The following is an 11,709-nucleotide window of genomic DNA, read 5'->3' as shown; positions in this document are numbered from 1 at the left end:
CCACACGGGTCACTGCACGGCCGTCGCGGCGCGCGAGGACACTGACGGCACGAGGAACCGCGACACGCTGCGCAGCTTTTCCACCGTCTCTTCGAATTCCCGGTCCGGAGTGGATTGGGCCACGATCCCTGCGCCCGCGCGCAGCCACGTGTGGCCGTCGCGGCGGAAGACACTACGCAGCACCAGAGCGGCATCCAGCCCGCCGTCGGAGTCGAGGGTGAGGATGGCACCGCTGTAGAGGCCGCGGCTGCCGGGCTCGATACGGCCGATGACCTCACAGGCCGACGCTTTCGGGATCCCCGACGCGGTGACCGCCGGGAACATCGCGGCTAGCGCGTCCCATGCCGTCCGGTCTTCCCTCAGCGTGCCCGCAACGTCCGAAGCGAGATGCTGCACGCTTCCCCTCTCCTTGACCGACATGAAATCCGCGACGTGCACCGTTCCCGCCAAGCACACCCTGGCCATCTCGATCGTTGCGAGCCGCACGGAGATGGCGTGTTCGAAAACCTCCTTCGCGTCGCGGTACAACTCCTCACGACGCGATATATCAAACACCGAGTCACCGTCGAAAGCCCGCGTCCCCGCCAACGGCTGGGTGCTGACCGCGCCATCCGAGCCCACAGACGCGACAATCTCCGGACTGAATCCGGCCGCCTCCCAACCGCCAAGACGCAACAGGAAAGAACGTGCGGGAGTGTTCCCCCTGCGACCGGCTACATAAGTCGCGGGAAAGTCAAGGTCCTTCTCGACCGGTACGACGCGAGACAGGATCACCTTGTCCAGCGAACCCGCCCGAATCTCGGTCACGGCTTTTGCAACCGCATCCCGATACCCGAACAGATCCTCACGATCGTCGATCACCAGCGGTTCCGACGGCGTCGTCGTTCCAGCCGCCGCGATCGCTCGGGTAAGCCGGCCTTGCAGTTCGTCCACTTCGGACTCATCTTCCGCGCGCAACGTCGCCACGTCCCCTGAGAACCGGATCTCTCGACACGGAACGGCCAGATAAACCAGCGGTTCGCTTGGATCCGAAGGAGTACCGCCGTGGAGCACGTGGCTCCATTCGAAGCTGGCCCAACCGTAAGCCCGCCACTCCGGCATCGCAATGCACCCGAACGCCTCGGCCGCGGCAGCCTGTGACGACCGCGCCTGGAACTCCGTCCGCTTCCCTGCCTCGATCAGCGTCGTTCCTGATCCGCGCACACTGACGACAGCGGACTCACCTTCGGCCCAGCACAACGAGCCGTTGCCCTCGTAGACCACGTGGGCCTCAACCGAACCGGCGGCCAGCACGGCTGCGACCTCCACCCTGTCCGACTCGAACGGAATCCGACGCTCGACTGTCACTGCTCGCCCTTCTTCATGGGAACGGGGCGGGCGAGGATGTCCAGCACAGCCTCAGCCTGCTCCAAAAGATAGAAATGCCCACCGGGCAGGATGTTCAGGTCGAACGGCCCTCTGGAATGCTCGACCCAGCGCTTCGCCTGCGCGGCGTTCACTTCGGTATCCTCACTTCCGATCACTGAACTGATGGGACAGTTGGGCTCCACGCCGGCCACGTGCCGGTAGGTTTCGGCCAGCCGGAAATCCTCACGAATCGCGGGCAAGAAGACCGACCGGGTGTCCGGGTCAGCCAGGAGATCCCCGCTTGTTCCTCCGAGTTCGATCAGTTCTTTGACGATGGCGTCATCCGACATCAAGTGCACCGCCCCGCCCGGCGGATCCGATGGCGCTCGGCGTCCGGAAACCACTAACCGCACCGGTGTCGTGCAGTACCGAGATTCCAGGGTTCTGGCCACCTCATAGGCGACAAGCGCGCCGAGGCTATGTCCGAACAGGACGATCGGTCGACTGTCCTGTTCGGACAGCGCAGAGGCGATGTCTTCGGCAAGGGCCGCCATTCCCATCGCGAACGGGTCGGCCAATCGATCCTCCCTGCCTGGATATTGCACCGTCACTGCTTCCAAGGTAGGCGACATGGCGGCCGCCCAGTCCGCATAGAAACTGGCCGCACCCCCTGCATGCGGCAACAACACCACGCGTGCCTCAGCTGCCGGCCGAGGCACGCGACAGCGCAACCAAGTGGCCCAGGCGCTCACGACAAAGCCCTCCTCGCGGCTCACGCACAGTGGTCGACTTTCGAGCACCGACAAAGCCACCTTAGATGTAATGACATTCATTTTCATGTCATGTGGCGATGAACACCTTGAGCCGGCTCGCCTCTGACCTTGCACAGAATTTCTCCGCACATCAACAAGTCACAGACAACACGGCAGCTCGAGCACACCGTCCAGGCGTGCAAACTTAGCCTGGCCTTACCTAAAAATCCCCGAAAGTGTTCACTCTGAAATAGAGACTTTCGGGCAAAAATAGGATGACTTTAGGGCAGCGCCGCAAGCCTCTTAATCAGGTCCACCCCGCCGACCCGCCAGTCCGCGCGACATCGCACACGTCCTCGACAACCGCCTGCCGACTGAGCCCTGCGCCTTCAACTTCGTAGCTCGACCCAGATGACGGCGAGCCCATTGCTCCTCGTTGACCTCACGCCAAAGCCCACACTGCCGTCCTGAGGAGCCAAGGGCCTGATCGAGTGCCTCGACGAGGTTCTGCGACGAAATTTGCCGGACCGCTCGGCCATGAAACGTAGTTCCGGGTATACCCCACCCGCTTACCCAAACCAGTCTGACTCAAGTGGGTCGCACCCCGGAGCCACTTGCCCCCTGCTAGTGCCGTATCAAGCAACGTTGGGTAGGTAATTCGGGCGGCGGACCTTGGAGTTGACGGCGAAGTGGCGTTTGGGGTGGCGGTTGCGCCAGCGCAGGTAGCCGGCGATCGCTGTCTCCTGGGCAGCGTGGCTGGGGTAGTCGCTGCCGTCGAGAGTGAAGTAGCGGACCGCGGTGAACTCGGACTCGATCCAGTTCAACCACAGAGGTATTGGTGGGCGTGTAAACTAGCTCGATGTCGTTGGCCGCGCACCACGTGACGACCTCGCCTTTGCCGTGGGGTCCGTAGTTGTCACAGACCAGGTAAAGCTTCCCAGCCGGGAGGCGGCGGCGCAGCTGCTTGCAGAAGTCGAGAAACCGTGGCCGGCGCTTGCGGTCACGGACCGGTAGAATATCTGCCCGGACGCGAGGTCGAGCGCGGCGAACATGTGCCGGACCCCGCCAGTGCGGGTGTAGGTCGCGCGCAGGCGGGCCGGTCGGCCGCGAGGGGACCAGCCGCTACCGAGGCGTGGCTGCAGGTTCAGCGGCCCGAACTCGTCGACATAGATCACCCGTCCGTCGACGGGCGGGTGATCATAGAGGTCGAGGATGCGGGTCTTCTTCGGTATGGAGTCCGGGTCCTTGCTCGCTTTCCAGGTCTTCGTCGACTGCCAGGCCACACCCTCCTCGCGCAGGATCTTCCGGACGGTCTCGGTGCTCGCCCTGATCCAGGCGTGCTCGGCGAGGTAGTCAACCAGCATGGCCAGGCTCCAGGTCGTGAACGGCAACCCCAGCTCGGTCGGTTTGCAGGCAGCGATGCGACAGATCTGATCCCGGGCGGCCGGCCCAAACTTAGCTGGTCGGCTGCCCCTCCATTTTGGGGACAACGCCGCGAACCCGGAGTCGTTGAACGCGTGGATCACCTCGCGCACATACCCCTCCGTCGCCGCGAACATCGCGGCGATCTCACCTGCGGACCGGCCTTGGGTCGAGGCAGCACAATCCCGGACCGTCGCAGCCGCACCCGATCCCGGGTCGACCTGGTGATCTTGACCAGCCGCTGCGCTTCTTCAGACTCCAACGACCGCGCGAACACCTCAGGCGTACGTGCCATGACTCACCTCCACTGGCAAGCCTCGCGGTCACCAGCCCGGATGTCCACGCGACACGATTACAACGCCAACCTTCCTTGCCGAGGCACTAGGAAGATGTTCTGGTAGCGGCGCTACTGAGGAGGGAGGCCCGTGGAGCGCACGGCAGAACGGCGCCGGATGGGCCGCTGATCGTCCACAACCCGGCTCCGGATCACATCGGCCAGCGCTGATGGGGTTGCCAGCACTGAGAAGCAGATTCGCCTTTGCGCGCCGGAGCATCATCTCGCGTCGGGCAGGGGGCAGCACCGGATCTAGCGTCAGCAGCCGCTGGGACGCGCTGGCTACCGCTGGGACAGCTATCACCAAAGTGGCACCTCGCTGGCCGCTCATCGCGACCGTGCGCACCCGGCAGCGCAGCAGCCGGAAAGCGAGACTTTGTCATGGCCTTTCGGGCAACTCGGATGGACAACATGTCTGCTGATGCACGGCAGCAGTGCGATTTTCCCGAACCGGTAGTAGAAGTGCCCGATGATAGGCTGGTATGGCCCGCTTGGACCTGGTCGTTGCGACTGCCCGTTGGCAGTATCGGATAGATGACGGGTAGTCTCAACGGGCCCGTCCGAAGCCCCGGAGGAGAACATGCAGCAGGTTGAAGAGAGCGAAGAGGCCGGGAGCGAGTTGTCGTCACCCACGGAGTATCTGGACCTGATGTCGTTCAAGCGCACAAGCTTTCGCCTCCAACTGCTTCAGACATACCGTGTCCGCAGCGAACGGGCCGCGTTCGAGCAGTTCATAAGGGAGGGAACCTATGACGTTCCGCTGGACGACCCTCGACTGGCTCGGCAGCGGGAGCACCTTTGTGGCGGCCGGGTGCTTCAACGAGTCCAGGTGGTGGTTCCGCCGGTATCCGATTATCTTCGGTTCTCGTTTGGTTACTTCCGCCACTTCGCCGAGGCGGGCGAAGATATCCGAATCCTTGAAGCTTCGAGGTACTCGGCTATTGGGCTGCCCGACCACGACTTCGTGCTCCTCGATGACGAGGTAGTAATCAAGCTCCGTCACTCAAGCGAGGACGGGCAGCCCACTAGTCGCGAGCCTTTGGTCAACGTCGACGTCGCGAAGTTCCGTGGATACCGGGACCGTGCGCTGGAGGCGGCGATTCCCTTCGATGAATATGTGGCTCGGCTTTCAAACTAATCGACAGACCGCATCGGTCCTCGCAATCGTGTTCAGGACATGGCGAAACAGATGCGGATGTGTGGTTCGCTAAACGAGCGGGCCCGGCCGATATTGGCCGGGCCCCGGAGCACCTGCGTCTGTGCGCGAAAAGCGATGTGTGGGGTTCATCTGTAATGCGTAAAGCCAAATCGCCCACGGTCAGGCTTAGATGTACGTCCCGAGATGGCGGTTGTCGCGAAGCCGAATTTTACGGCGCATTTCCCTGCTGCAGCTGGCTGCCGAAATGCTCAGTTACGCAGGCGATCCGGGCGCCCGCGGTGCCGGCTATTCCATGCTCGGTGTGTGTCTTGCCCGCGTGCAGAACCAGTGAATTCGCCTCGCCTTCACGGAAGAACCAGGCCGTCTCGACCGTCGTGGTACCGCGACCGGTTAAGTCCGTCGTCAGGTCGAGCCATACTTCGTTGGCGGGGTTGGCGAACGCGGGATCGACGGACGGCTGGTGTTCGTCCTTCCTGTCTTGGTAATGCGGCCCGGACCCGTTCGGATCGACCCCGCAGGTCCGGGTGTGGACGTGAGCGGTGTACCGTCGGTTGGGGTCGGCCCCGCCCAGTGTGACTGTCAAACTGGCGCTGTTACCACGACGTCTCAGAACCATGGTGACTTCCGCGCCGACGGGAACGAGGTCCGGCTGGTAGGTAAGCAAGCTTGAAAGCGGGCGGCCGGGGCTCGGAGTCGTGAAACTGCCGTGTGTCGTCCAGGTGGTGATACCACCTTCGACGGTGGCAGGGGCGGTTGTCTGCGCGGTGCCGCTCGAACAGGCGCTGAGCGCGGACAACATCACAATCCCGGCGATGACTGACGCAATCCCGACAGAAGCTCGCGGCTTACCAACGTGTTGCTCAGCCGCGTCGGGTGGCGCACTAGCGGGGCTCGAGCCGGGACAGTTCGAGGTCGAAGTCGACATAGGAGACCTCATCTTCCGGTTGAACGATTTCGTACGTGCGAAACAGGAAGGTGGTGAGGTCTGCCGCATCCGCGGTGTACCTCGTATGGCCGGTCGGTGCCCACAGTATGATCTCGACGGATAACGGGTCGCCTGGGCACGGGCGGACTTTTACGTCGCCCTCTCCGGTCGGGGCAAAAAGTCCGTCAGCCAGAAGCTCGCGGCTGAACATCCACACGACCTCGGCCGGTGTCCCGGCGTCAAAGTGACATTTCACCGCGAAAGGGTCGTCGGAATTGTATTGGAGATCGACCTCGGTCGGAAAGTATCGACCATCCGCCAACCAGTACTGCAAGACAGTGGTGCAGCGGTAGGTGTTGGCTCCCGCCGATATGTCGTTTCTGGTACGGAAGTCCGCATCGTCGCTCATGAATTGACTATCGACGGCCGAACTTTGTTTTTACTCTACTGGCGCCTCACTCGCAGCGTCAGGCCACAACCACGCGAGGGCATGTGGCGGGTAACTCGACAGAAGAAGTACTTCGGGTAGAAGATATGGCCATCTGGGCAGATCCTTGCTGCCGAGTTTGATCCCGCTCGTAGGCTGCTGTGGGGGTTTGCCGCGCTCGTGCTGCTCTCCCGCGAACAGAAGCGCTCTCTCGAACCGTCGGAACTGGAGGAACCAGTGGAGAAAAAGCTTCATGGCCGCCGCCAGTCCCTCGGAGAGCCGGTGCATCGGCGCTATGGTTCGGCTGGCTGTCCGCAAACGAGCTCGATATGGCGGTGACAGATGGCAACGTGGTTCTGCCGGCCGCCATGCAGGCGGTCCGGTTCGACTCGGCGGCCGGCACCCTGACTCTCGACGAGGTGCCGACACCGACACCGGATGTCGATGAGGTCGTGGTCAAGGTCGCAGCCACTGGCATTTGCAAGTCTGACCTGTATCGGATCGACGGAGTCGTCCAGCCCCGGATGCAGGTCTACACGCCAGGGCACGAGGCGGCCGGAGTGGTCGCGGCTGTCGGAGCGCGCGTGGAATGCTGGGCTGTTGGCGACCGCGTCGTCATGGCTGCCGGCCGTCAGTGCGGCGAGTGCGCCGCTTGCCGAATAGGCGCCGGTTCGGATGGCTGCACCGATCTTCGGATGATGGCGATCCACTATGACGGTGCGTGGGCTGAATACGCGGTCACGTCTGCGACCTCGCTGGTCGCGGTGCCGGATTCCATTCCACTGGAGCAGGCCACGGTTATGTCGGGTGCAGTTTCGACTCCTTTTGGAGCGATCGACACCGCAGCACTGCGTCCTGCGGAAGCTGTCGGTGTGTGGGGGCTCGGTGGGCTCGGCACACATCTCGTCCAGCTGGCCCGTCTTTGCGGCGCATCACCGATCATAGCTCTCGACGTCAGGCCGGCTGCTCGTGAATTGGCGTTGAAGCGTGGCGCTGACGTTGCCCTGGATCCCGCCAACACCCGACTGGTGTCGTACATCAAGGCGATCACCAAAGGTCGAAACCTGGACGTGGCCTTTGATTTCGTCAGCAACGCGCGGTCTTTCGACCAGGCGCGCGCGGTGCTCGGCGATCGGGGACGGCTCGTCATGGTGGGCACCTCTCTGGACGTCGCCGAGACCGGCCCAGAGTTCACCCTTATCCGCAACAAACAAACTATCCTTGCCCACACAGGTTACCATGTCAAGCATCTTGAAGACGTGGTCGAGTTGGTGGAGCGCGGCCGCCTCGACCTATCTGCGTCAGTCAGCTCAATCCTGCCACTGGCTCGAGTCGCCGAAGGACTGCAACGAATGCGTGAATACGACGGCAATCTGCTCCGCCTGTTGTTGCGGCCGTGAACCGCGGCGGCTTCAAGCCGACTGTTGGGGGGCGATTCAGAGTGATACGGCTGCGGCCTCGGTGAGCTGCGCGGGCACGTGCTCGCCGACGGGCGCCGGGCGTGACGGCCGGATCCAGCCGCCCGAGACGAGGCGGGTGACAGCTGCGTGATCGCACCAACCCCCGTCAATGACCAGGCCCGGCGCGCAGCCGATGAGGAGTTCGCCGCGGCCGGCGGCGACAGCCATCAGGATAGCGTATTCCCGGTGATTCAGCGTGCTGGCGTCCATGACGTACTCCTTCTTGAACTCGTGCGGCCGCTTTGGCAGGGAAGAGTCACATACTCATGGTTCGTCACCACGTGACCGTCAGCGCTGAACGGGGTCCTTCGAGACAAATTCTGAGCATCAAGGGGCAGCCTTGGCAGGCATGCCAGTCAACGGTCCGCGTTTCGGCAGCCGGGCTGGGCGCGGCCGGTAGAATGCTGGATCCGGTTGGGCGACGTGGAAGACACCACCCTTCCACGGAACACGTGCGATTGGCCGTCGACGGTGGCCCCTAATCCAGTCACGCCGACTGGTGGCGAAGCGTGGCCGTGTCATGACAACCGTGTAATCAACGAATGGACCGACGATCGGGTCCCGGGTTCCGCGGCCAAGAGGTGCCCACCCGGGCATTGCCGCCGGAAAGTGCCTCGACCTCCTTGTGGAGGGAATGCGAACGGTGCTCGCCGACGATGTAGAGGCGCGAAGTTGCTGGCCAGGTTAACGGACAGTCGAACCGGTGATGACCCGAACGTCACGTTCGGGACATCACCGGGACCTCAGGGACATCCGGTTGCCACCGCTCAGCCGAAGAAGACTGAGGCAATCGAGTTGTCGAGACCGAGCTTTCCAAGATCTGCGACGTCTCCAGTGATGACGACCGACTTACCCTCGCAGTTCTTCTCACTCCAGAGTTTCAGGGAACCGGCCGTCGAGATTGACGAAGTTACGTTCGGGCGCGCAAGGTTTTTGCAACCATTGCCCGACACTCCTTGGGATGGCTCGTTGTCCCTGAAGTTGCTACCATCGAAGAGAATCGCGCTGGTCGAAGGCTGCTGGTCCTGCGGAGCGGCCTCCTCCAGTGGCGGGGTTGCTTCGGAGGAACCACTCTTCTGTCCATTCGGAGCGACTCCGAACCATGTTCCTGCGATGCCCTGGCCTTCTGTCTCGCCGGGTTTAGTGTCCTTCGCGAACCGGTAGATGGGCCAACCACCAACCGTGACCTGCAGCGATCCGTCTTCCCGTTTTACGGTGCCTACAGCGGACTTTTTGATGCCGGCGAGAAAGATCTTACCTCCGGGCGCTATGGTCACGGGGGGCCAGGTCTTGGCGCAGTCGCCGTTGCACGTGGACTTCGACGGCTTTGCGGTGTCCTTGTCGAAGCGGTAGAGCGTCAGGCCGGCACCGTTGACGACGACCGTATCGAGCCCACCAGCCTTGGATGCCTTGAGCTGGACCCACCTCCGGTAGACATCCTGCTTCGCGCTGTTCGGCGTTCCGTCGGGCCCGGTCGCCCAGTCACCCGTATTTGGCTGTGCATTGCCCGCCTTCGCCGTCCCGGGAACAAAAGACACTTTCGCGGCTGCGCCCGGTTGCTCAATCGCTGGTTGTGCCGGTGTAGGCGTGGTGCCTTCTGTGCCGCAAGCTGCAAGTGACAACGCACCTGCCGCGATGAGTACGGCGATTGAGACAACTCGTTTACTTGACATGTTCTGCTCCCTGCAGCCTTGGGCGCCAGGCCCTCTGGAATTCCCCTGCTCCCTCAACACGGATGCCGGGGTGGACCGGTTCAGTGCAAATCGCAGTCCTTTGACTTATGGGTCCTAACAGAATGGTCTTGGGTGTGGCTTGATGCCGTGTCTCAGTGATCGTTGTGTGAGGGGTGAACTGGGTGGGGCAGCGGCGTCCGTGGGAGGTCGATGACGGTCTGTGGGAACGGATTGAGCCGTTGTTGCCGCGGGTGGAGCGTCGGTTTCGGCATCCGGGGCGTAAGCGGTTGGATGACCGTAAGGCGTTGTGCGGGATCATGTTCGTGCTCTATACGGCGATTCCGTGGGAGTTCCTGCCGCAGGAGCTGGGTTATGGGTCGGGTATGACGTGCTGGCGGCGGTTGCGGGATTGGACCGAGGCCGGGGTGTGGCAGCAGTTACATGAGCTGCTGCTGGCGGAGCTGAATGGGGCGAACCTGCTGGACTGGTCGCGTGCGGCGGTCGAGGGATCGCATGTGCGGGCGTTAAAAGGGGGCCGGAAACCGGCCCGAGCCCGGTCGATCGAGCCCGTGTCGGGTCGAAACACCATGTGATCACCGACGGTATCGGGATCCCGCTGGCGGCTACTCTGACCGGCGGGAACCGGCACGACGTCACTCAGCTGATGCCGTTGACCCACGCGATCCCGCCGGTCCGGGGCCGCCCCGGGCCGGCCGCGCCGGATCTACGCCGACCGGGCCTACGACCACGACAAATACCGCCGCCTTGTCGGCGACATGGGAATCACCCCGGCCATCGCCCGCTGCGGTGAACACCACGGCTCCAGCCTCGGTGTTCACCGCCGGGTCGTCGAAGGTGCCTTCGCCCTGCTGCACTGGTTCCGCCGCCTGCGCATCCGCTGGGAAGTCCGCGACGACATCCACCAAGCCTTCCTCACCCTCGGCTGCGCGATCATCTCCTGGCGCCGCCTCAAAGCCCACTCATTCTGTTAGGACCCCTAAATCACGCCTGCGCGCATGGCATAGGCAACCGCGTGGGGCCGGTTCCGGAGGTGGAGGCGGTTGGTCAGCCCGTAAACCGTGTTCTTCACCGTACGTTCGGAGTAGCACAACTTAGCCGCGATTTCGGCGGTATCGCATCCCTGAGCCATCAACCGGAGCACGTCGATTTCGCGCGCGGTCAGGCTGGCGGAGTCCGCGCCGTCCCGAACCAGCGGTTCGTCCTGCAGCCGCCGCATGCTGTCGAGCAGCTGTCCGAGCAGATCAGTCGGAAGCAGGCCACGTCGTGGCGCCACGGACAGTACTGCTTCAACGAGGAGATCACCTGAGGTCCTCGCGCGCGACAGCACGGCGACCACCCGGCATTCGACTGCGGTCAGTATGTCGTTCTCCCCCAATTCGCCTGCCAACAGCACCTTGGGAACGAGTGTTGAACCGCCGTCGCCTCGTAGCTCCGCGACCACTCGCGGCGTCAAGCGGTCGGTGTGGGCGACCAATACGTCGTCCCCGGTCAGCTCTCCCGGTTCGACGACCATCAGCTCAGTACGGGTTCGCAAGAAACTCGTAAGGCCCGCGTGCATGATCGGATCTGTCGTCCACACCGCAACACGTACTGGTTCCACCGTGGGTTCCTCCCGCTTGAGTAGCTCTGACAGCAAGCATGAGGCAGCCGACTTCACGATCTCTAAATGCTCCAAATGGTCGGTTTTCAGAACGGACACCGCCCAGCGGGTTACCACGACTTCATCTTCTGTGGTCTCAGCGCGTCAAGCCAAGCGGCTAACGCGGTGCATGGCGAAGAAGGAAGAAGAAGGAATCCATGCGTCCAAGATCGCCGGACCACTGATGCGGGCGATCGATCACGTCGCCGTCGAGCAGGCAGTGGACAGGCGTCCTACGCCGAAGCCGTCACCACGTTGCGGGTCGGAGGTCGTCAGCCACTGGCAGCATCGCCGGGTAACCTCAATTTTCGACGTGCTCCGCAGCTCAGGGTTCACCGGGGCCCCGGGCCCAGGCCCCGACCAGCTCAACGGTCCAGACGGTCGCTCTCGCAGCCCTCAGTTCCTCGGCCAGCCGATCGGCCATCCCGTCGATGTCCACCTCGGCTTCGCCGACAATGCCGTGTGCGAGCGCCAGCGGCAGAACACTTCGGGCCGGTCGCCGCCATGAACTCGGTCACGAGCGAATCGGCCAGCCCTGCCGGCTCGACGG

12 protein-coding genes and 1 pseudogene are annotated in these 11,709 nt (G+C 63.1%); 4 read left to right on the top strand and 9 right to left on the bottom strand.

Annotated elements, in window-relative coordinates; all coding sequences use genetic code 11:
• Nucleotides 1-9: 9 nt before the first annotated feature.
• The 4 genes from BLW75_RS34410 to BLW75_RS43235 all read right to left on the bottom strand — a co-directional run bounded on the left by BLW75_RS34410 (nt 10) and on the right by BLW75_RS43235 (nt 3,658).
• Nucleotides 10-1,347: a salicylate synthase gene (locus tag BLW75_RS34410; RefSeq protein ID WP_034323917.1), complete on the bottom strand. Its 1,338-nt coding sequence runs from the start codon at nt 1,345-1,347 to the stop codon at nt 10-12.
• Complete coding sequence (locus tag BLW75_RS34405; RefSeq protein ID WP_241784153.1) at nt 1,344-2,099, bottom strand: thioesterase II family protein; 756 nt, start codon at nt 2,097-2,099, stop codon at nt 1,344-1,346. The genes BLW75_RS34410 and BLW75_RS34405 overlap by 4 nt, the downstream gene beginning before the upstream one ends.
• A 635-nt stretch (nt 2,100-2,734) precedes the next feature.
• Nucleotides 2,735-2,923 (bottom strand): hypothetical protein, encoded by a 189-nt coding sequence (locus BLW75_RS43705; RefSeq protein WP_034323952.1) that lies wholly within the window; start codon nt 2,921-2,923, stop codon nt 2,735-2,737.
• A 27-nt stretch (nt 2,924-2,950) separates the two neighbouring features.
• Nucleotides 2,951-3,658 carry a helix-turn-helix domain-containing protein gene (locus BLW75_RS43235; RefSeq protein WP_244175790.1) on the bottom strand — a complete coding sequence of 236 codons (708 nt, stop codon included), beginning with the start codon at nt 3,656-3,658 and terminating at the stop codon, nt 2,951-2,953.
• A 777-nt stretch (nt 3,659-4,435) separates the two neighbouring features.
• On the opposite strand from BLW75_RS43235, the gene BLW75_RS34390 reads away from it, so the two are divergent.
• On the top strand, nt 4,436-4,993 hold the full coding sequence (locus BLW75_RS34390; protein ID WP_091598925.1) for a DUF6879 family protein: 558 nt from the start codon (nt 4,436-4,438) through the stop codon (nt 4,991-4,993).
• A gap of 229 nt (nt 4,994-5,222) precedes the next feature.
• Here BLW75_RS34390 and BLW75_RS34385 read toward each other — a convergent pair whose 3' ends face one another.
• Both BLW75_RS34385 and BLW75_RS34380 read right to left on the bottom strand, forming a co-directional pair.
• Nucleotides 5,223-5,813 (bottom strand): superoxide dismutase family protein, encoded by a 591-nt coding sequence (locus BLW75_RS34385; protein ID WP_158005441.1) that lies wholly within the window; start codon nt 5,811-5,813, stop codon nt 5,223-5,225.
• A gap of 82 nt (nt 5,814-5,895) precedes the next feature.
• Nucleotides 5,896-6,348: an SsgA family sporulation/cell division regulator gene (locus BLW75_RS34380; RefSeq protein WP_091598922.1), complete on the bottom strand. Its 453-nt coding sequence runs from the start codon at nt 6,346-6,348 to the stop codon at nt 5,896-5,898.
• Nucleotides 6,349-6,695: 347 nt separating this feature from the next.
• Between BLW75_RS34380 and BLW75_RS34375 the strand changes: the two genes are divergently transcribed.
• On the top strand, nt 6,696-7,766 hold the full coding sequence (locus BLW75_RS34375; RefSeq protein WP_241784124.1) for a zinc-binding dehydrogenase: 1,071 nt from the start codon (nt 6,696-6,698) through the stop codon (nt 7,764-7,766).
• Between the two features lie 36 nt (nt 7,767-7,802).
• Here BLW75_RS34375 and BLW75_RS34370 read toward each other — a convergent pair whose 3' ends face one another.
• Both BLW75_RS34370 and BLW75_RS34365 read right to left on the bottom strand, forming a co-directional pair.
• Entirely contained in the window at nt 7,803-8,036 is a 234-nt protein-coding gene (locus BLW75_RS34370; RefSeq protein WP_034323353.1) for a hypothetical protein, read from the bottom strand.
• Nucleotides 8,037-8,593: 557 nt separating this feature from the next.
• On the bottom strand, nt 8,594-9,499 hold the full coding sequence (locus BLW75_RS34365) for a hypothetical protein (RefSeq protein ID WP_091598919.1): 906 nt from the start codon (nt 9,497-9,499) through the stop codon (nt 8,594-8,596).
• Between the two features lie 182 nt (nt 9,500-9,681).
• Here BLW75_RS34365 and BLW75_RS34360 point away from each other — a divergent pair.
• Nucleotides 9,682-10,491: pseudogene (locus BLW75_RS34360) on the top strand (IS5 family transposase).
• Between the two features lie 5 nt (nt 10,492-10,496).
• Here BLW75_RS34360 and BLW75_RS34355 read toward each other — a convergent pair.
• Complete coding sequence (locus BLW75_RS34355) at nt 10,497-11,078, bottom strand: helix-turn-helix transcriptional regulator (RefSeq protein WP_198935856.1); 582 nt, start codon at nt 11,076-11,078, stop codon at nt 10,497-10,499.
• Between the two features lie 211 nt (nt 11,079-11,289).
• Here BLW75_RS34355 and BLW75_RS42490 point away from each other — a divergent pair, with 211 nt between their 5' ends.
• On the top strand, nt 11,290-11,667 hold the full coding sequence (locus BLW75_RS42490; RefSeq protein WP_143055393.1) for a hypothetical protein: 378 nt from the start codon (nt 11,290-11,292) through the stop codon (nt 11,665-11,667).
• Nucleotides 11,668-11,709 lie beyond the last annotated feature (42 nt).

It is taken from the genome of Amycolatopsis lurida (assembly GCF_900105055.1).
Lineage (GTDB): Bacteria > Actinomycetota > Actinomycetes > Mycobacteriales > Pseudonocardiaceae > Amycolatopsis > Amycolatopsis lurida.
This window is presented reverse-complemented; position numbering and strand designations above follow the sequence as displayed.